The sequence below is a fragment of the Nonomuraea sp. NPDC049646 genome (genome assembly GCF_044465525.1).
Lineage (GTDB): Bacteria > Actinomycetota > Actinomycetes > Streptosporangiales > Streptosporangiaceae > Nonomuraea.
Genome location: NZ_JBITLU010000014.1, coordinates 17,163 through 38,497 on the forward strand (window position 1 = coordinate 17,163; position 21,335 = coordinate 38,497).

General features: G+C 73.4%; 11 protein-coding genes. 6 read left to right on the top strand and 5 right to left on the bottom strand.

Annotated elements, in window-relative coordinates:
• The first annotated feature begins 184 nt into the window (after positions 1-184).
• The 5 genes from ACIBQ8_RS34990 (at position 185) to ACIBQ8_RS35010 (ending at position 15,280) form a co-directional block, all read left to right on the top strand.
• On the top strand, positions 185-6,250 hold the full coding sequence (locus tag ACIBQ8_RS34990; RefSeq protein WP_397194115.1) for a phospholipase A2: 6,066 nt from the start codon (positions 185-187) through the stop codon (positions 6,248-6,250).
• A 152-nt stretch (positions 6,251-6,402) separates the two neighbouring features.
• Positions 6,403-9,381 (top strand): BTAD domain-containing putative transcriptional regulator, encoded by a 2,979-nt coding sequence (locus ACIBQ8_RS34995; protein ID WP_397194116.1) that lies wholly within the window; start codon positions 6,403-6,405, stop codon positions 9,379-9,381.
• A 70-nt stretch (positions 9,382-9,451) separates the two neighbouring features.
• Positions 9,452-9,823, top strand: coding sequence for a hypothetical protein (locus ACIBQ8_RS35000; RefSeq protein WP_397177260.1), 372 nt, complete (start codon positions 9,452-9,454; stop codon positions 9,821-9,823).
• 90 nt (positions 9,824-9,913) lie between these two features.
• Entirely contained in the window at positions 9,914-12,229 is a 2,316-nt protein-coding gene (locus tag ACIBQ8_RS35005; RefSeq protein ID WP_397194117.1) for an ATP-binding cassette domain-containing protein, read from the top strand.
• Positions 12,230-12,493: 264 nt separating this feature from the next.
• Positions 12,494-15,280: an AfsR/SARP family transcriptional regulator gene (locus ACIBQ8_RS35010; protein WP_397194118.1), complete on the top strand. Its 2,787-nt coding sequence runs from the start codon at positions 12,494-12,496 to the stop codon at positions 15,278-15,280.
• A 24-nt stretch (positions 15,281-15,304) separates the two neighbouring features.
• Here ACIBQ8_RS35010 and ACIBQ8_RS35015 read toward each other — a convergent pair whose 3' ends face one another.
• Both ACIBQ8_RS35015 and ACIBQ8_RS35020 read right to left on the bottom strand, forming a co-directional pair.
• A complete protein-coding gene (locus ACIBQ8_RS35015) occupies positions 15,305-16,180 on the bottom strand; it encodes a hypothetical protein (RefSeq protein ID WP_397194119.1) in 876 nt (291 codons plus the stop codon).
• A 41-nt stretch (positions 16,181-16,221) separates the two neighbouring features.
• Positions 16,222-17,115: an LD-carboxypeptidase gene (locus tag ACIBQ8_RS35020; RefSeq protein ID WP_397194120.1), complete on the bottom strand. Its 894-nt coding sequence runs from the start codon at positions 17,113-17,115 to the stop codon at positions 16,222-16,224.
• A gap of 101 nt (positions 17,116-17,216) precedes the next feature.
• Between ACIBQ8_RS35020 and ACIBQ8_RS35025 the strand changes: the two genes are divergently transcribed.
• Complete coding sequence (locus tag ACIBQ8_RS35025) at positions 17,217-18,101, top strand: sulfotransferase family protein (protein ID WP_397194121.1); 885 nt, start codon at positions 17,217-17,219, stop codon at positions 18,099-18,101.
• Here the strand turns inward: ACIBQ8_RS35025 and ACIBQ8_RS35030 are convergent.
• The 3 genes from ACIBQ8_RS35030 to ACIBQ8_RS35040 form a co-directional block, all read right to left on the bottom strand.
• Positions 18,073-19,962, bottom strand: a complete 1,890-nt coding sequence (locus tag ACIBQ8_RS35030; protein ID WP_397177249.1) for an ABC transporter ATP-binding protein — start codon at positions 19,960-19,962, stop codon at positions 18,073-18,075. The genes ACIBQ8_RS35025 and ACIBQ8_RS35030 overlap by 29 nt on opposite strands.
• A 98-nt stretch (positions 19,963-20,060) precedes the next feature.
• Positions 20,061-20,888: an enoyl-CoA hydratase/isomerase family protein gene (locus ACIBQ8_RS35035; protein WP_397177247.1), complete on the bottom strand. Its 828-nt coding sequence runs from the start codon at positions 20,886-20,888 to the stop codon at positions 20,061-20,063.
• Positions 20,889-21,033: 145 nt separating this feature from the next.
• Positions 21,034-21,249: a helix-turn-helix domain-containing protein gene (locus ACIBQ8_RS35040; protein ID WP_125642298.1), complete on the bottom strand. Its 216-nt coding sequence runs from the start codon at positions 21,247-21,249 to the stop codon at positions 21,034-21,036.
• Positions 21,250-21,335 lie beyond the last annotated feature (86 nt).

The window sequence follows — 21,335 nt, forward strand, 5'->3', positions numbered from 1 at the left end:
GTCATGGACGCTGTCCTCATCGATCCGCTCCTTCGTCCGGCGATCGGTGCCGCCGGGAAGTACAACAGCCGCCGGCGCCGCGCCGCAACCGGTTTTGGCCGCCTACGGGATCTATACGCCGCCTATACAGCCGCTGCTCACGCTGAGCACCGAACGGCCTTACACCCCCCGCGGAGGTTGGACGGTGTTGAAGAAACCCAGGCGGCTGACTCCCTTACCGCCGCTCGTCGTCCTGTTGCTGACGTCAACGGCCCTCGTGCCGCTCCCCGCGCGGGCCGCCCCGCCCGCGCCCGCCAAGGCCCAGGCGGCGGTCGCCTGCCCGGACGAGATGCCCACCGAGATCTCCGCCCGGCTGGCCGCCGCGGTCTGCGGCAAGCGGATCAGGGCGGTCTCGCTGACCACCGAGACCGACGAGTTCTACGTCAACCCGGCCGGCACGGTCACCCAGGAGCACCGCTACCGCCCGGTCCGGGTCAGGCGGGGCGAGGCGTGGGTGCCCGCCGACCCGACGCTCACGGCGGGCCAGGACGGCACGGTCGCGCCGAAGGCCGCCGCGGTGTCCTACAGCTTCTCCGGCGGCGGCGACGGCCCGCTGGTCACCGCCACCGAGCGGGGCACCCGGCTCACCCTCGGCACGCCGCTCGGGGCCCTGCCCAAGCCGGTGCTGGACGGCGCCACCGCCACCTACCCCGACGTGCTGCCGGGCGTGGACCTGGTGCTGACCGCGGACGTGGACGGCTTCGCCGAGAAGCTCGTCGTCAGGACCCGGCAGGCCGCGGCGAACCCGGCGCTGAAGGAGCTGACGTTCGCCACGTCGGTGAAGAAGGGCGAGGTCAGGGCCGACAGGCACGGCAACGTCTCGGTCCTCGACGCCGAGGGCGAGCCGGTGTTCGGCTCGGCGGCGCCGGAGATGTGGGACGCCGCCACCGAGTCGGCCATGACCCGCAACCCGGCCACCCCGGCGCTGGCCGCCCAGCCGGGCCGGCGGGCCAGGATGGGCGTGCGGCTGTCGGGCCGCGAGCTGCGCGTCACCCCCGACGCCGCGCTGCTGGCCGACCCCGCCACGGTCTACCCGGTGACGATCGACCCGAGCTTCACCTCGGCCAAGTCCGGCTGGACGTACGTGGACTCGGCCTATCCCTCCAGCGCGTACTGGAACTCGGCGAACGACGCGACGGCCGGCACCAGCAACGGCGGCGGCTACAAGCGGCGCTCGTTCTTCAACATGGGCCTGTCGGGCCTGGCCGGCAAGCACATCACGGCGGCCACGTTCAACATCAAGGAGACGTGGGCCTGGTCCTGCTCGGCGCGGAACGTCGAGCTGCACAGGACCGCGGCCGTCGGCTCGGGCACGACGTGGAACAACCAGCCCGCCTCGAACCTGAACATCGGCGCCAAGAACGTCGCCTACGGCTGGTCGTCGGCCGGTCAGGGCGGCGCGTCGAGCTGCCCGGCGGCCTGGGTCGGCTGGGACGTCACCGGCGCCGTGCAGAGCGTGGTGAGCGCGAACGGCACGTCGGTCACCTTCATGGTCAAGGCCGGCAGCGAGACCGACAACTACTACTGGAAGCGCTTCGCCAACAACCCCAACATCGCGATCACCTACAACTCGCTGCCGGGCACGCCGTCGGCCCTGGCCGTCGCGCCCTGCTCGGTGTGCGCCAGCCCGGCCGTGGTGGGCGCGGCGCAGCCGACGCTGTCGGCCAAGGTGAGCGACGCCGACGGGCAGGCGCAGCGGGCCGACTTCGAGATATGGACGGCCGACCACGCGACCAAGGTGACCGGCGGCTCGGCCGCGAACGTGGCGAACGGCGCCACCGCCTCCTGGAAGGCCGGCACGGCCCTGGCGAGCACGTCGTACGCCTGGCGGGTGCGCTCGCACGACGGCACCGACTACGGCCCCTGGTCGGCGTGGTTCGCCTTCACGGTGGACGCCGCCCCGCCGCCCGCCCCCGAGGTGTCCTCCGGCGACTACCCGCAGGACGCCTGGGCCAAGGGCGCCGGTCAGGCCGGCCGGTTCACCATCACGCCGGGTTCGGCCGACGCGTCCGCGGTGTTGTGGTCGTTCGACGGCGGCGCCCAGCAGTCCGCCGCCAACACCGGCTCCCCGCACACGGTGAGCTGGACGCCGCCCGCCGACGGCCCGCACACGCTCAAGGCGTGGGTCAAGGACAAGGCGGGCAACCTGTCGGAGGCGACGACGTACGCGTTCAACGCGGGCGGCTCGGCGGTCACCTCGCCCAAGGACGGGCAGTCCACCGCCCGCCGGACGGTCCTCGCCGCCACCGGCAGCGCGGGGCTGAGCGCGGTCGCCTTCTCCTACCGGCGCGGCGAGGCCGACTCCTGGCACCAGGTGCCGGCGGCCGACGTGCGCAGGAAGTCCGACGGGTCGGCGGTCGCCTGGCCGGTGGCGATGAGCGCGGGCGCCTCGCCCGAGCTGGTCTGGGACACCACGCACACGCTGGCCGAGGACGGCTCGATCGAGATCAGGGCCGAGTTCGTCACCTCCTCGGGCACGGCCGCCTCCCAGCCGGTGGACCTGATCGTGGACCGGGACGGCGAGGGCGCCTCCACCCAGCCCGTCGGCCCCGGCTCGGTCAACACGCTGACCGGCGACTTCAGGATGGCCGCCACGGACGCCAACGTGTACGGCATCGGCCTGATGCGCTCGTTCTCCTCGCGTGACCCGCGCAAGGGCTCGGCGCTGCCGGGCGTGGCGGCGATCTTCGGCACCGAGTGGACGCCGACCGGGCTCGCCCAGTCGGGGCAGGGCACGTTCGCCCAGCTCCGGGCCACCTCCGCCACCTCGGTCGAGCTGAGCGGCGAGGGCTCGGCGGTGGCCTTCACCAAGAACGCCGACGGCTCGTACGAGCCGCAGCAGGACGCGGCGAGCCTGAAGCTCACCTTCGACGCCGCGGCCGACCGCTACACCCTGTCGGACGCGAACTCGGCCGAGCGCACGGTGTTCGCCAAGGTGGACGCCGCCGCGCCGATCTACCTGGTGCGGGCGGTCTACCCGGCCAGCGGCAAGGGCAGCACGGCGTTCGTGTGGCAGTCGGTGACCGGCTCGGACGGCAAGGCGCTGGCCCGGCCCGTCAAGATCATCGCGCCGTCGTACACGCAGGCCGACTGCGACGTGGACACGCTGGCGAGCCTGCCGCAGGGCTGCCGCCTGATCAAGCTGGACTACGCCACCACCACGACCGCGGGCGCGCAGCTCGGCGACGTGGCCGGGCAGGTCAAGGCGATCAGCCTGTGGGAGGGCGGCGCGAGCGCGCCGCTGGGCCTGTCGGAGTACCGCTACGACGACCTGGGCCGCCTGCGCGAGCAGTGGAACCCGGCCACCCCCGACATCAGGACGCGCTACGACTACGACCTCGGCGGCCGGGTGAACCGCTACACCCCGCCCGGCGAGCTGCCGTGGACGTTCGCCTACGGCAAGGCCGGCAACGCCGACACCGCCGCGGACGGCATGCTGCTCGCCGTCTCCCGTCCGACGCTGCGGCCCGGCACGCCGAGCGAGACGAACGGCACCGCGGTCACGTCGGTGGTCTACGACGTGCCGATCAGCGGGACGGGGGCGCCGTACGGGATGAGCGAGACGGCCACGGCCGCCTGGGGGCAGAGCGACTCCCCGGTGGACGCGACCGCGATCTTCCCGGCCGACCAGGTGCCGGCCAACCACACCGGCCGCGGCGGCCTGGCCGCCTCCGACTACGGCCGCGCCACGATCACCTACCTGAACGCCTCCGGGCAGACGGTCAACCGGGTGGAGCCCGGCGGCGCGGTCTCCACCAGCCAGTACGACGCGCAGGGCAACACGGTGTTGTCGCTGTCGGCCGGCAACCGGGCGCTCGCCCTCGCCCAGACGCCGGACGCGGGCGCCGAGCTGACCCGGCTCGGGCTGCTCAACGCCTCGCCCGCCGACCGGGCGCGGCTGCTGGCCGAGGAGTCCGCCTACAGCTCCGACGGGCAGCGGATGGTCTCCGAGCTGGGCCCGCTGCACCTGGTCACGCTGAACGGCACGCAGGTCGCGGCCAGGAAGCACACGGTCAACACCTTCGACGAGGGCCGTCCGGCCGACGCCAAGGTGTCGAACCTGGCCACGACGGTGGCGGTGGGCGCGTACGTGCCCGGCGCGACCGCCGACGCCGACGTGCGGACGAGCCGGACGTACTACGACTGGAACACCGGCAAGAGCGTCAGGACGGTGGAGGACCCCGGCGGCCTGGCGATCACCAAGACCACGACGTACGACGCCGACGGCCGGGTGGTGGCCACCACGATGCCGAAGTCGTCGGGCGACGACGCGGGCACCACGACCAGCGAGTACTACACCGCCGACGGCGCCGGCGCGTGCGGCGGCAAGGCCGAGTGGGCCGGGCAGCTGTGCCGGACGAGGTCCAAGACGGGCGTCGGCGACAGCGGCACCCGTCCGGCCGAGCTGGTCACCAAGGTGTACGCCTACGAGCCCGGCGGCCGCGTGTCGTCGGTGACCGAGACGGCCAACGGGGTGACCAGGACGACGACGACCACGTACAACCCGGCGGGCGACATCGTGAAGACCGTCGTGTCCGGCGGCGCCGGGACGGCGGTGCCGGAGGTGAGCACCGTCTACGACGCGGCCGGCCGGGCGGTCAGGACGACGGCCTCCAACGGCACCTCGATCACCCGCGAGTACGACGCGCTGGGCCGCCAGACGTCCTACACCGACGCCGACGGCGGCGTGACCAGGGTCGAGTACGACGCCCTCGACCGCATCACCAGGAAGACCGACGGCGCGCCCTCGACGGTCACCTACGCCTACGACGACGTGCGCGGCGCGCTGTCCACCATGACCGACTCGGTGGCCGGGACGTTCACCGCCACGTACACCGTGGACGGCTCGATCAGCCACGAGAACCTGCCCGGCGGCCTGTCCTACGACCTGGCCCGGGACCCGTCCGGCGCGCCGGTCTCGCGGGTCTACCGGACCGCGGCGGGGGCGCGGCTGCTGGACGACTCGGTGACCTGGTCGATCCACGGCCAGCAGGTGAGCCACAACGGGCTGTCCGCCCAGCGGATCGGCTACGACAAGCTGGGCAGGATCGCCTCGGTGGACGACACCGTGAGCGGCGTGTGCTCGCGCCGGGCCTACGGCTACGACGCCAACTCCAACAGGACGGGCCTGACGACGAGCGCCTGCGACGGCTCGGGGGCGGTCACCGAGAACCACGCCTACGACGGCGGCGACCGGCTGGCCGACGCCGGCTACGAGTACGACGCCTACGGCCGCACCACGGCCACGCCGGCCGGGCTGAAGGCGGAGTACTACACCACCGACCTGGTCCGGCAGATGACGTCGGGGGCGGTGCGGCAGTCGTACACGCTGGATCCGGAGCTGCGCCGCAACACCACCACGCTGGAGCAGCTGTCCGGCGGCACGTGGAGCGCGGCCGGCAGGCGGGTCGAGCACTTCGACGCCGACGACGACACGCCCGCCTGGGTCGTGGAGGGCGGCGCGGTCACCAGGAACGTGCACTCCATCTCCGGCGGCCTGGCCGCGGTCACCTCGGCGACCGGGGACGTGCGGCTCCAGCTGACGAACCTGCACGACGACATCAACGTGGTCTACGCCGGCGGCGTGCCGCTGGCGCTGGACTTCGACGAGTTCGGCAACCCGCGCGCCGGTCAGCCCGCGATGCGCTACGGCTGGCACGGCGCGGCCGAGCGGGCCGCCGACACCCCCGACGGCACGATCCTCATGGGCGTGCGGCTCTACCAGCCGAGACTCGGGCGGTTCCTGCAGACCGACCCGGTGGAGGGCGGCAGCGCCAACGCCTACGACTACGCCAACCAGTCGCCGACCTCCAACGCCGACCTGGACGGCAAGAAGTGGTACTGGTGCACCAACTTCTGGCACTTCGCCTTCAACCACTGCGGCGTCAGCTACGCCTACTACCACGGGAGCTGGCGTTACGTGCAGTGGAAGAAGACGCCGGCCGGGTGGTGGGTGCGCGGCGTGTACTACGACTACTGCACCAAGTCACCCGACAAGCCGCTCGGCTACGACTTCCGCCAGGCGTGCATGATGCACGACTACGGGTACGCCCTGCGCAATATGGGGTATATCCATAGCAAGTACCAGGTGGACTACATCTTCTATTACGTCCTGTACTGGGGCGTGTGCTCCCACTACTTCTTCAAGGGGACATGTCGCCGCATCGCGTACGCGTACTTCCTTTCGGTGGTCGCCTTCGGCCACCCGTGACCTAGGATGAACCACCGGCGGGAGCTACCACGAAAGGCTCCCGCCGGTGCCCTTTTCTCCCGGTCGGCGCAGGGTTGACGGGAGTCGGACGTTGATGCACATTGAAGCAGCTTTGATCTTCCTTGTGCACCAACGTCCTCGCGGGGAGCGCGATGGAGTTCGCCGTACTTGGGCCGCTTCACGTCTCGGATGACCAAGGGCCGCTGCCGCTCGGCGTCGGCAAGCAGCGCACCCTGCTGGCCGAGCTCCTGTGCCGGGCCGGCCGCCCCGTCTCCCCCGCCACGCTCGTCGAGGCCCTGTGGGAGCAGCGCCCGCCGCGCACCGCCGCCGACAACCTCCGCCTGTACGTCCACCAGCTCCGCCGGACGCTCGGCCAGGACCGCATCACCCGCACCGACGCCGGTTTCGTGCTGGCCGTGCACCCCGGCGAGCTGGACGCCGAACGCTTCGAGACCCTGGCCGGCCGCGGCGGCGACGCGCTGTCCGGCGGCGACCACGAACAGGCCGCCACGCTGCTGCGGCAGGCGCTGGAGCTGTGGCGCGGGCCCGCCTACGCGGGGCTGAACCTCACCGCCGGGCTGCGCGACCACGCCCGCCGCCTGGAGGAGGAGCGCCTGGCGGCCCTGGAGCACCGGATCGAGGCGGACCTGGCCCGGGGCCTGCACGCCGTGCTCATCGCGGAGCTGACCGAGCTGGTCGCCGAGCACCCGCTGCGCGAACGCCCGCGCCGCCAGCTCATGCTCGCCCTGGCCCGGTCGGGGCGGCAGGCCGAGGCGCTGGCCAGCTACCGCGAGGCCCGCCGGGTGTTCGCCGCCGAGCTGGGCCTCGACCCCGGCGCCGAGCTCAACCGCCTGCACCAGGCCATCCTCACCGGCACCCTCGACCCGGCCTCGGGCGCCGCCGGGCCCGCGGCGCGCTCCCCCGCCCAGCTCCCGACCGACATATCCGACTTCACCGGACGCGGCGAGCAGCTCGCCCAGCTCACCGCCCTGCTCGGCGACGAGCCGCAGGGCCCCGGCCAGGTGCGGGTGTGCGTGATCGCGGGCATGGGCGGCGTCGGCAAGACCACGCTGGCCGTGCACGCCGCGCACCGCATCGCCCGCCACTACCCCGACGGCCAGCTGCACACGAACCTGCACGGCGCCGAGGCCAGCCCCGCCGACCCCGGCCAGGTGCTGGCCGCCTTCCTCACCGCGCTCGGCGTGCCGCGCTCCACGCTGCCCGAGAGCGTGGACGAGCGGGCCGCGCTGTTCCGCAGCAGCCTGGCCGAGCGGCGCATGCTGATCGTGCTGGACAACGCCGCCTCCGAGCAGCAGGTGCGCCCGCTGCTGCCGGGCACGTCCGGCTGCGCCGTCATCATCACCAGCAGGGCCAGGCTGAGCGGGCTGTCCGGCGCGGCCCTGATCGAGCTGTCGGTGCTGCACCTGCGGCAGGGCGTGCGCCTGCTGTCCAGGATCGCCGGCGCCGGGCGGGTGGAGGCCGAGCCGGAGGCGGCGGCGGAGATCGTCCGGCTCTCCGACGGGATCCCGCTGGCCGTGCGGGTGGCCGGGGCCCGGCTGGTGGCCCGCCCGCACTGGCCGCTGACCCGCCTGGCCGGGCAGCTCAAGGACGAGCGCCGGCGGCTCGACCAGTTCGCCACCGGCGACCTGGCGGTCCGGGCGAGCCTGGCGCTCAGCTACGTGGGGCTGGAACCGGCCGCGCGGCGGGCCTTCCGGCTGCTCGGCACGCTGGAGGTGCCCGACTTCGCCGGATGGGTGGCGGGCGCGCTGCTGGACGTGCCCGTGCCGGTGGGCGAGGAGCTGGTGGAGTCGCTGGTGGACACCCAGCTCGTGCTGATCAGCGGCGTCGATCCGGCCGGGCAGCCGCGCTACCGCTTCCACGACCTGGTCCGCCTGTACGCCCGCGAGCGCGCCGAGCTGGAGGACCGTCCCGAGGCGGTCGCGGCGGCGCTCGGCCGGGCCTTCGGCGGCTGGCTGGCGCTGGCCGAGCAGGCGACCGAGCGTGTCCAGGGCAGTTCGTCGGCCATCATCCACGGCTCGGCCCCGCGCTGGAGCCCGCCCGACGGCACGCCGTGGGACATCCGGCAGGACCCGATGGCCTGGTTCGACACCGAGCGCACCGCGCTGGTCGCGGCGATCCGGCAGGCGTGCGCGCTCGGCCTGGCCGAGGTCGCCTGGGACACCGCCTGCTGCGCCGAGCGCTACTTCGACGTCAGCGGCCTGTTCGACGACTGGCGGGCGCTGCACGAGCGGGTGCTGGCCGCCTGCCTGGCCGCCGGCGACCGGCTGGGCGAGGCGGTGATCCGGCGCGGCCTCATGCACGCCACCACCTGGACCGAGACCGGCGGCGCCATGGCCGCCCAGTACGACGGCGCCGAACGCCTGATCGCCATGTTCACCGAGCTGGACGAGCGGCGCGGCCTGTCCGACGCGTACGTGCTGCGCGCCTGGGGCGAGGCGGCCAGGGGCGACATGGCGCAGGGCCTGCGCTCGGGCCGCATCGCGCTGGAGCTGGCCGAGCGCAGCGGCCACCAGGGCGGCGAGGCCAGGGCGCACGTGTGCATGGCCGTCGCCTACGGCACCAGGGACATCAAGATGGCCATCGTCCACCTGCTGCGCGGCCTGGACCTGGCCGCCAAGCTCGGCAACCCCCGCTTCGAGGCCACCACCCTGCAGTTCCTCGGTCTCGCCCACGCCCACGCCAAGGAGTTCGAGGCCGGGCTGGAGTACATGGTGCGGGCGCTGGCCATCTACCGGCAGATCCGCGACCCGCTGCTGGAGGCGATGGGCCTGGTCGCCCTGGCCAAGCTGTACGCCGGCCACCACGACCCGCGGGCCAGGGCGGTCGCCGAGGCGGCCGAGCTGCTCAGCCGCTCCCACCGGCTGGCCCACCACCGGGCCGACGCGCTGTGGGTGCTGGGCGGGGTGGACCTGGCCGAGGGCCGGGTGAAGGAGGCCGTCGCGCACCTGGAGGAGTCGGTGCGGCTGTGGCGCGCGCGGGGCTGGCAGGAGTTCCTGGCGGGGGCGCTGGACAGCCTGGCCGAGGCGTACACGGCGGCGGGCGACCCGGCGGCGGCGGCCGCGGCCCGGCTGGAGGCTCATTCGCTTGCCGGTTCTCCTCAGCCGGGTTGAGTATCCGAGCGCTCGTGTCCCCGTCCCCGTCGCGGGCATGCTGGCCGTCAGGACCAGTGTGAGGAGAGAGATGCCGCGTTCCGCCCTGCTGTGGGCCGTGATCCTGATCGCCGGAGGCGTCGCCGCCGTGACCGTGTGCGTGCTCACCGCGCCCGCGGTCGCGCCCGGCGCGCCGAAGGACGTCCTCGACTCCCCGGCGCTTGTGCCGGCCTTCGCCGCGCTGGCGGTCCTGGCCGGGCTGGCCGCGTGGGCCGTCCCCCATCCGCTGTGGGGTGCCGTCGCCGCCGCGCCGTTCTTCGTGCACTTCGCCGCCGGGGTGGTGGGCGAGCTGCGCGGGGGCGGGCAGGGGTTGTGGCCGGTCGGGCTGATCTTCCTTATCGGCCTGACGCTGCTGCCGCTGGCCGCCTCGCTCGTCACGTCGCTGATCGCCAGAGCCCGCTGAGCGCCGGTTCCCGCGGAGCCCACGGCGACCGTACTGCGTACGGTACGATCGCCTACCCGCTCCCCATTTGATGTGACAAGAAGGGATTCCGTGGCCACCAGCGCCAAGCCCGACGCCGTACGCACCCGATCCACCGATCACACCGCCGCCGACAGCCACGACGTCATCCAGGTACGCGGCGCCCGCGAGAACAACCTCACCGGCGTCGACCTCGACCTGCCCAAGCGCCGCCTCACCGTCTTCACCGGCGTGTCCGGCTCGGGGAAGTCCTCGCTCGTCTTCGACACGATCGCCGCGGAGTCCCGGCGGCTGATCGACGAGACGTACACCACGTTCGTCCAGAACTTCATGCCGAGCCTGGCCCGTCCCGACGTGGACTCGCTGCGGAACCTCAGCGCGGCGATCATCGTGGACCAGGAGCGGATGGGCGCCAACGCCCGCTCGACCGTCGGCACCGCCACCGACACCTACACGATGCTCCGGATCCTGTTCAGCCGGCTCGGCTCCCCGCAGGTGGGGCCGCCGTTCGCGTTCAGCTTCAACCGCGCCGAGGGCATGTGCCCCGAGTGCGAGGGGCTCGGCAGGGTCGCCGGCGTCGACGTCGACGAGCTGGTGGACCGGGACAAGTCGCTGAACGAGGGCGCCATCAAGGTCCCCGGGTACGCGGTGGACACCTGGTACTGGCAGATCATGGTCGGCTCGGGCCTGTACGACCCCGACACCAAGCTGCGCGACTTCACCCCCGAGCAGTGGGCGGACCTGCTCGACAAGCCCGCCACGAAGATCAAGTACGGCACCAGCAACTTCACCTACGAAGGGCTGGTCACCAAGGTCAAGCGCCAGTACCTGGCCAAGGACCGCGAGTCGATGCAGCCGCAGGCGCGCGCCTTCGCCGACCGGGCGCTCAAGCTGACCGGCTGCACCGCCTGCGGCGGCTCGCGCCTGAACGAGGCCGCCCGGTCCTCCCGCATCGACGGCCGCAACATCGCCGACTGCTCGGCCATGCAGATCAACGACCTGGCCGAGTTCGTCAAGGGCATCGGCGACCCGAGCGTCGGCCCGGTGCTCCAGGGGCTGCGCGACACGCTGGACTCGCTGGTCGAGATCGGCCTCGGCTACCTCAGCCTCGACCGCGAGTCCGGCACGCTGTCGGGCGGCGAGGCCCAGCGGGTGAAGATGGTGCGCCACCTCACCTCCAGCCTGACCGACGTCACCTACGTCTTCGACGAGCCGACGGCCGGGCTGCACCCGCACGACATCCAGCGGATGAACAACCTGCTGCTCCAGCTCCGCGACAAGGGCAACACCGTGCTCGTGGTCGAGCACAAGCCCGAGGTGATCGAGATCGCCGACCACATCGTGGACCTCGGTCCCGGCGCGGGCACCGGCGGCGGCCGCATCTGCTACGCCGGCGACCTCGACGGGCTGCCCGGCTCGGGCACCCTGACCGGCCGCTACCTCGGCCACCGGGCCGCGCTGCGCGCCTCCGCCCGTCCGGCCAAGGGGTGGCTGGAGGTGCGCGGAGCCACGCTGCACAACCTGCGCGGCGTCGACGTGGACATCCCGCTCGGGGTGCTCACCGTCGTCACGGGCGTGGCCGGCTCGGGCAAGAGCTCCCTCATCCACGGGTACGTGTCCGGCCGCGAGGGGGTGGTGGTCGCCGACCAGTCGCCGATCCGCGGGTCGCGGCGCAGCAACCCGGCCACGTACACGGGCGTGCTCGACCCCATCCGCACGGCGTTCGCCAAGGCCAACGGGGTCAAGCCGGCCCTGTTCAGCGCGAACTCCGAGGGCGCCTGCCAGGCCTGCAAGGGCATCGGCCTGATCTACACCGAGCTGGCGATGATGGCCGACGTGGCCTCGGTGTGCGAGGCGTGCGAGGGGCGCCGGTTCACGCCGGAGGTGCTGACGTACCGGCTGCGCGGCAAGAACATCAGCGAGGTGCTGGAGATGCCGGTGGCCGAGGCGCGCGCGTTCTTCCCCAGCGGCCAGGCCAGGACGATCCTCGACCGTCTCGACTCGGTCGGCCTGGGCTACCTCGGGCTCGGCCAGCCGCTCACCACGCTGTCGGGCGGCGAGCGCCAGCGGCTCAAGCTGGCCATCAACATGGCCAAGAACGGCACCACGTACGTGCTGGACGAGCCCACCACCGGCCTGCACCTGGCCGACGTCGACCAGCTCCTGGCCCTGCTCGACCGGCTGGTGGACGACGGCAACACGGTCATCGTCATCGAGCACCACCAGGCGGTGATGGCCCACGCCGACTGGATCATCGACCTGGGCCCCGGCGCCGGCCACGACGGCGGCCAGGTGGTGTTCACCGGCACCCCGGCCGAACTGGTGACGAAGGGCGACTCGCTCACCGCCGTGCACCTGCGCGACTACGTGGGACACCAGGCCCCGTAGCGGACCGGGGCCTCCCGGGCGACGGGCCCGGGAGGCCCCGTGGCGTCGGATCGTCGCGCCCACAGGCAGACCGCGATGCCGCCAGGCAGCACGTCGACCAGCCGTTGCACCTGACGCCCTGGTCGCCGTGGTCGCGGCACAGGCCGTTCTCGCGCTCGACCCAGCGGCCGGCCGTCTGAGCGATTTCTCGATGACTTCTCAATGCCATCTCGAAGACATGACAACGCGGGATGAACCGGTCTCCCTTGATTAGGCTCGAAGATCATGATGATTCGGTTGCTCGGACCGGTGGAGCTGGAGCGCGCGGATCAGACCGGACCGGTACGGCCCCCGCAGGCCGCGCTCGCGCTCGCCGCGCTGGCCTGGGAGGTGGGCCGGGTCGTCCCCGTCGAGACGCTGCTGGCCCGGATCTGGGGCGAGCAGGTGCCGCCGGGCGCCCGGAACACGCTGCACACGATCATCACCCGGCTGCGCCGCGAGGTGCTCGGCGACGAGGGCCGCGTGCTGCGCCGGGTCGGCGGTTATCTGCTCGACGTGGCCGAGCCGGGCGTGGACCTGCGGCGGTTCCGGAGCCTGGCCGAGGAGGCGGCGACGGCGGCCGATCCACGTCCGCCGCTGGAGGAGGCCCTGGCGTTGTGGCGCGGCGACCCGCTGACGGGGCTGCCGGGCGAATGGGCCGCGCGGGTGCGGCGGCGGCTGTGGGAGGAGCGCAAGGAGGTCGTGCTGCGCTGGGCCCGCACGGTCTCGGCCGAGGACCCCGGGGCCGCGGTCGCGGCACTGTCGCCGCTGGCCGAGGCGTACCCGCTGGACGAGCTGGTGGCCGCCGCGCTCATCGGGGCGCTGCACGAGGGCGGCCGGACCGCCGAGGCGCTGGCCCGCTACGCCGGCGTACGCCGCACCCTGGCCGAGGAGCTGGGCGTCGAACCCGGCGCCGCCCTCCGCGACCTCCACCACCAGCTCCTGCGCACCGGCGCGACAGGCCGCACCCGCGGGACGGACCGCCAGGCGACGCCGGAGCCCCGCCCCGGCCCACCGAACAGGGACACACCAGACAGGGAGGCGCCGAGTGTGGCCGTGCCGCCGGTTCCGGCGCAGTTGCCCGCCCGGCTCGCCGGTTTCGTGGGCCGCAAGGCCGAGCTGGAGCGCCTGGCCGGTTCCGCGGCCGTCTGGGTGATCTCGGGACCGCCCGGCGTCGGCAAGTCCTCGCTGGCGCTGCACTGGGCGCACCACCACCGCGACCGGTTCCCCGGCGGTCAGCTCCACGCCCATCTCGGCGCCCTCGACCCGGCCGACGCCTCCGCCGTGCTGCCCCGCTTCCTGGGCGCGCTCGGCGTGCCGGAGTCCCGGATCCCGCTGGGCGTCGAGGACCGGACCGGGCTCTACCGCAGCCTGCTGGCCACCCGCCGGGTGCTCGTCCTGCTGGACGACGCCCGCGCCGCCGACCAGGTCACCCCCCTCCTGGCCACCGCGCCCGGCTGCCTGACGCTGATCACCAGCCGGACGGAGCTGCCCGCGCTGTCGGTCACCACGGGCGCGTCCCTGCTGCACCTGGACACCCTCACCGCCGACGAGTCCCGCCACCTCCTGGCCGCCCGGGTGGGCGAGGCGCGCCTGGCCGCCGAGCCCGAGGCCGCGGAGCTGATCATCGACCGGTGCGGCCGGCTGCCGCTGGCCCTGGCCATCGTCGCCGCCCGGACGGTACGAAGGTCCGACCTGCCGCTGGCCGACATCGCCGCCGACCTGGAACACGCGGACGCCGACCTGGAGCCGTTCGCCGACGCCGATCCGGCGATCGACCTGCGGGCCGTGTTCGGCCGGTCCTACCGGGAGCTCCCGCAGGCGGCGGCGCGGCTGTTCCGCCTGCTCGGGCAGGCGCCCCCGCACCTCCCGCCGGCCGCGGTCGCGAGCCTGGCCGGCCTGCCCGTGGAGCGGACCCGCAGGCTCGTGGACCTTCTGCACCGGGCCAACCTCGTCGAGCTGTCCGCCCGCGACCGCCCGAGGCTGCACGACCTGCTGCGGGCCTACGCCGCCGAGCAGGCCCGCGCCACCGACCGGCTCGCCGCCCGCGAGGCCGCGACCCGCCGCCTGCTGGACCACTACCTGCACTCGGCCTGCGCGGCCAGCGCCGCCTGCTACCCCCACCGTGAGCGCGTCCGGCGGGAGCGGCCCGCCCGCGGCGTCACCGTGGAGCGCTTCACCGGCCAGGCCGAGGCGCTGAGCTGGTACGCCGCGGAGTCGGCGGTGGTGCCCGGGCTGGTGGACGAGGCCGCGCGGGCGGGGCTGGACCGGCACGCCTGGCAGCTCGCCTGGGGGTTCGGCGAGTTCATGCAGCGCCGCGGCCTGTGGGAGGAGAACCTGCGGGTGCAGACGGTGGCGCTGGAGTGCGCCGCGCGGCTCGGCGACCGGCTGGCGCAGGCCGGATGCCACAACGGCCTGGCGCGCGCGCACGCCAGGCTCGGCTCCGACCGGCAGGCGGTCGAGCACTTCGACCGGGCCGTCGAGCTGCACCAGGGCCTCGGCGAGCCGGTCCTTGAGGCGCACCTGCATCTCGGCCTGGCCGTCGCGGTCGGCCGGGTGCGGCCGGGCGAGGAGCTGCGGCACGCGCTGCGGGCCCAGGAGCTGTTCGAGGAGGGCGGCGACGCCATCGGCCAGGCCCGCGCGCTGAACACCGCGGGCTGGTGGCGGGCCCAGCTCGGCCGGTACGACCAGGCGTACGCCGACTGCCGCCGGGCGCAGCGCATCCTGGCCGACCTCGGCTACGCCCAGGGCGAGGGCCACGCCTGGGACAGCATCGCGTACGTGCTGGAGGCCAAGGGCGACCGCGCGGGCGCGGTGGCCTGCTACGAGCGGGCGGCCGCGCTCCTGCTGTCCTGCGACGACCTGCACCCCGCCGCCCAGACGCTGGTCCGGCTCGGCGAGACGCACGCCGCCGCCGGGAACCGCGCGGGCGCCCTGGACGCCTGGCGGCGGGCCGTGGAGTGCTACGAGACGCTCGGCGACGCCGAGGCCGAGACGATCCGCACCCGCTGCGCCGTCCTGCGCCGCCACTGACCAGGCGGGCCGCTACAAGGGCGCTCAGACGGCCAGGCGGGCGAGGATGCGGGCGAACTCCGGCGGCGGCGCCACCACCAGCCTCGTCTGCCCCTGCTGCAACACGATGTCGGCCTTGATCAGCGTCAGCCGTCCCTGGTGCCACCAGTAGACCTGCGCGCTCAGCCCGCCGGTGCGGGCCGCGTGCACCCGCAGCCGCTCGATGGCGCGCACCACCCCGATGCCGTCCACCGGCCGCACCAGCACCGTGTACGGGTCCGGCAGCACCACCAGCACCCCGTCGGCGGGCACCGTGAGGTGGTCGCCGAGCCAGCGCAGATGCGTGGCGGCCGACGGGCTCGCGCCGGTCAGCCGGATCACCGGCGTGCCGCCCAGCTCGATGCGCTCGACCTGCAGCCGCTCGGCCCGCCGGACGTTCGCCACGGCCAGGTCGAGCGCCTGGGCCGTCGGGACGGGCCAGCAGCCGGCCTCCTCGGGCCGCACCAGGCGGGAGCCGACGGTCAGCAGCTCCACCAGGTCGGCGTTGAGGTGCCGCCCCACCACCCGGGTCAGGTCGGGGACCTCGTCCACCGCCTCCACCCGGGTGCGCAGCAGCGGCGCGGCCTGGTCGAGGTCGCAGGCGTCGTAACGCTCGCCGGCGGTGGCCAGGGCGTGCGCGAGGTGCTCGGAGACCAGCACCGGCCAGTCCTCCCTGGCCCGGCGGCCGGCCTCGCGGCGCAGCCCGGTCAGCTTCACCACCAGCTCCGCGACGCCGTCGCCGCGCAGGCTCAGCGACGCGCCGTCGCGGGCGAACTCGCACACGAACCCCAGGGACTCCGCGACGAGGCCGAGCAGGGAGTCGAGGTCGACGTCCTCGATCGGCCGGCGGGAGGGCTCCCGGTCACGCCTGAAGAAGCTCACACACCGTCCCCTCTGTCGGATTCGTCCCTTTAGGTGTCTTCCTACCTTGCCTGCTCGCCGTCGCGGAACGGACCAGCCAGGGAGCACGATTCGGTATCGATAGCCCCAAGCTCCCCCAGCCACACGCTCATCTGTGGTGACCCGTGCCCCACCGGAAGCCCGGCCACCACCGGCACCCCCAGCGGCGCCAGCCGGTCCGCCAGCACCGGGTACGGATCGCCGCAGTCCACCCACGACCCGAGCGCGATCCCGCGCACGCCGTCGAACGCCCCGGCCTGCAGCAGTTGCGTCAGCATCCGGTCGATCCGGTACGGCTCCTCCCCGATGTCCTCCAGCAGCACCAGCTTGCCGTCGAAGGAGGGCTGGTACCGGGTGCCGCACATCGAGGCCAGCAGCGACAGGTTGCCCCCGGTGAGCACGCCCTCGGCCCGTCCGGGCACCAGCACCCGGTCGCCCCGCACGGTCGCGCTCTCCCCCGCCAGCGCCGCCAGCAGGCTCTCCCACGAACGCGGCTCGGGACCCTCCTCGGCGGCGATCGTGTCGCAGGCCGTCATCGGCCCGTGCAGCGTGGGTACGCCCAGCTCGATCGCGAAGGCGTTGTGCAGGGCCGTGATGTCGCTCGACCCGACCAGCACCTTGGGGCCGGCCGCGCGCATGGCGTCCCAGTCGAGCAGGCCGAGCAGCCGGGCCGCGCCGTAGCCGCCCCGGCCGCAGAACACCACCGACACGGCCGGGTCGCACCAGGCGGCCTGGAGGTCGGCGGCGCGGGCGGCGTCCTGGCCGGCCAGGTAGTCGAGGTCCTGGCGGTCGAGCGCGTGCGCCCCGGCCACCACCTTCAGCCCGAGGGCCTCCAACCGCTCGACGCCGCGCTGGAACAGGACGGGTGAGGGCGGCCCCGACGGCATGACGATCGCCACGGTGTCACCTTGCTGCATCGGTCAACTCCTGCACGCCTGGGAGCGCCGGGGCCCGGGTAAGCACCGAAACGCTGATTGGCTCGTTCACCTGCCAAACGGTGTCACACTTGTGGTCCAGTATGCGACTTCCGCCCCACATCCTCGTGGTCAACGGCATCAAGGTCCGCAGGCCCGTCTTCCTGCTCGGCGCCCCGCACTCCGGCGCGGACCTGCTGGCCCGCGCCCTCAAACGCTCCCCCGGCTTCCACGTCACGACCGGCCGGGCGAGCGTGGCGCACGTCGTGTACGCCTTCGCCCGCAAACCGTCCATCGGCCGCACGTCGGGCGCGGTCCGCGTGCTGCGCGACGCGCTGGCCGAGTCCTGGCAGGTCTCCGCGCGGTCGTGCGGGCAGTGCGCCGAGCCGTGCCGGGAGGCGGGCGGCGTGACCGGCAGCGGACCGTGCGTGGAGCCCGGCGAGGTGACGCGGTTCGGCGACGGCAGCCCCGACCTGCTCTACAGCGCGCCCGTGCTGCTCCAGGCGTTCCCCGACGCCCGGTTCGTCCAGCTCATCAGGGACGGCAGGGACGCCGTCGCCGGCATGCTCGGCGACCCGGCGTGCCTGGCCTGGTTCAAGCCCGCGATGCTCTCCGACAGCACCGAGTTCCCCAACGCCTTCCTCGGCGTCAACAAGGACGAGCACCTCGACCGGTGGAAGGGCATGCCCGCGGCGGGCAAGGCGGCGCTGCGCTGGCGCAGCGCCGTGCGGCTGAGCGCCGAGCTGCGCCGCGAGCTGCCCGAGCGGCAGCTCCTCACCGTCCGCTACGAGGACCTGGCGCTGAAGCCCGCCGACACGCTCGCCGCGCTCACCGAGTTCCTGGAGACGCGCGTGTCCAAGGTCGCGCTGTACGGCTCGCGCGCCCCCGAGGTCGGCGCCTGGCGGGCCCGGCTGCGGCCGGCCGACCTGGAGCTGGTGGAGAAGGTCGCCCGGCAGGAGCTCACCCGGCTGGGCTATCTCCCGAGCTGAACTGGGTGCGGTAGAGCTCGGCGTAGTGGCCGCCGCGGGCCAGCAGCTCCTCGTGCCGGCCGCGCTCGGCCACGCGCCCGTCGTGCACGACCAGGATCTCGTCGGCCTCCCTGATCGTGGACAGCCGGTGGGCGATGACCAGCGACGTACGGCCGTGCAGGGCCGTCTTGAGCGCGAGCTGCACGGCCGCCTCGGACTCGGAGTCGAGGTGCGCGGTCGCCTCGTCGAGCACGACCACGCGCGGCGCCTTCAGCAACAGCCTGGCCAGCGCGAGCCGCTGCTTCTCGCCGCCGGACAGCCGGTAGCCGCGGTCGCCGACGACGGTGTCGAGCCCGTCGGGCAGCCCCTCGACGAGGTCGCCGATCTGCGCGGCCCGAAGCGCGTCGCGGATCTCCTCCTCGCTCGCGCCGGGCCTGGCGTAGCGGAGGTTGGCCCCGATCGTGTCGTGGAACAGGTGGGCGTCCTGCATGACGACGCCGACGGTGTCGCGCAGCGAGTCGAGCGTGGCCTCGCGCACGTCGAGCCCGTTGATCCGGACGGCCCCCGCGTTGACGTCGTAGAGCCGGGAGACCAGGGAGGTGATGGTGGTCTTGCCCGCGCCGGAGTGGCCGACCAGCGCGATCATCTCGCCGGGCCGGGCGGTGAAGGAGACGCCCTTCAGCACCTCCTGCGACGGGCCCCCGGAGTCCTGGCGGGCCACCGACTCCAGGGAGGCCAGCGAGACCTCCTCGGCCGCCGGGTAGCGGAAGCGCACGTCGTCGAACTCGACGGTGACCGGGCCCTCGGGCACCGGACGCGCGCCGGGCCGCTGCGCGACCATCGGCTTGAGGTCGAGGATCTCGAAGACGCGGTCGAAGCTGACCAGCGCCGTCATCACGTCGACGTGCACGTTGGACAGGGACGTCAGCGGGCCGTACAGGCGCATCAGCAGGGCGGTCAGGGCCACCAGCGTGCCCAGCTCGAAGGCGCCGCCGACGGCCAGCACGCCGCCGATGCCGTAGACCAGCGCGGTGGCCAGGGCGGCGACCAGGCCGAGCGCGACCCGGAAGACCGTGCCGTACATGCCGACGGTCACGCCGACGTCGCGGACGCGCCCGGCCCGGGCGGCGTAGGTGGCCGCGTCGTCCTCGGGCCTGCCGTAGAGCTTGGCGACCATCGCGCCGGCCACGTTGAACCGCTCGGTGGTGACCGAGCTCATCTCGGCGTCGAGCTGCATCTGCTCGCGGGTCAGCGCGGACATGCGCCGGCCGACGTACTTGGCGGGCACGATGAAGATCGGCAGCAGCACCAGCGCGACCAGCGTGACCTGCCACGACAGCGCCAGCATCGCGCCCAGCACCAGCACCAGGCTGACCACGTTGGACACCACGGACGACAGCGTGCTGGTCAGCGCCCGCTGGGCGCCGATCACGTCGCTGTTGAGCCGGCTGACCAGCGCGCCGGTCTGCGCCCGCATGAAGAAGGCCACCGGCATGCGCTGCACGTGGTCGAAGACCTCGGTGCGCAGGTCGTAGATGAGCCCCTCGCCGATGCGGGCGGAGAACCAGCGCTGCGCCAGCGTCAGGGCGGCGTCGAGGACCGCGAGCGCCGCGATGGCCACCGCCAGGCCGATCACCACGTCGGTGCGGCGGGTCAGGATGCCGTCGTCGATGATCGCCTTCATCAGCAGCGGGTTGGCCACCACGATCACCGCCCCGGCCACCACGAGCAGCAGGAACGCCGCGATCTTCCTGATGTGCGGGCGCGCGTGCCGGCCGATGCGCCGGACCGTGCCCGGCGCGATGCGCTGCTTGGTCACCGAGCCGTCACGGCGCAGTGACGACCAGACCTGAGGGCCGAAGCCCCCTCCCATCATCGCCATACGGGGGATCCCTCCTCCTCCCCCGGATCAGCGTCGCGAGGGCCTGCGGCGATTCCGCGATCCGCTCACGGCGAACCGGAGCCCCGCCTCCGGCCGTCCTACCGCGGGCCGAACAGGGCCTTGACGCGCTTGGCCTGCTCCCTGCCCTCGGCCGCACTCTGCTCCTCCAGGGTGCGCGCCCGCGCCCCCTGGAGGAGGCGCTTCGTCGCCACCGCCGCGTCCCGGTTCGTCGACAGCAGCTCCGCGATCTTGTTCTGTACGGTCTTGTCCAGGTCGCCCCCGGCGACCACCTGCTCCGCGAGGCCGATGCGCATGGCCTCCTCGGCGTACACGTTCCTGGCGGTCAGGCAGATGTCGATCGCCTTGGCCAGTCCGACCAGCTCGACCAGCGGTTTGGTCCCCGTCAGATCCGGGACCAGGCCCAGTGCGGGCTCTTTCATGCAGAAGGTGACGTCGTCGGCCACAATCCGCAGGTCACAGGCGAGCGCGAGCTGGAACCCCGCGCCGATCGCGTGCCCCTGCACGGCGGCGATGGAGACGATCTCCGGGCGGCGCAGCCACAGGAAACCGTCCTGTGCCTGACGTATGCGCTGCTCGAAGGTCTCGCCGTCGGTTGCGGCGGCCGAGCTGAACGAGCCCTGTCCGGGCACTCCCTCCGGTGTGAACATCCGCAGGTCGATTCCTGCCGAGAAGGACGGTCCCTCACCTTTCACGACGACGACGCGCACCTGTTCGGGAAGGCTCTCCCCGATGCGAGCCAACGCCGACCATGTCGCGAACGTCTGGGCGTTGCGCTTTTCCGGCCGGTCCAGCGTGATCGTCGCTATCTCACCGTCCACCTCATGGCGAAGCCCGATCTCCGCCAGCCTTTCGGCAGAGACGTCCTCCGCGTTCCCCCCGCGCCGTGGTGCCTGTGCTTCCGCCATCGCCTGCTCCCTGTGTCCGGTCGCGCACGGGGTGCGCCACCAAGGCTGACCGTCGCGCCCGAGCTTACAGAATATGATTCTGGCTCGGGCGCGACAGCGGCTGACTAGGGACGGGCGGCTGCGGTCGCACGTTCCGAGGCAGCCGTCAGCGCTTGGACTTGCCTCGAGTCGCCCCGCCGCGCCCGCGCAGAGTCACACCGGACTCGCTAAGGATGCGGTGGATGAACCCGTAGGACCGACCGGTCGAAGCGGCCAGGGCGCGGATGCTCTCGCCCTGCGCATAGCGCTTCTTGAGATCGCCGGCCAGTTTTTCCCGGTCGGCCCCGGTGACCCGGGTGCCCTTCTTCAGTGTCTCGGCCACGAGTACCTCCTGTAGTGCCGGACTTCCGCAGCGTTACTCCGCCATGATCAGTCATTTCAGCGGGATCGGCTACCTACTCCACGGGA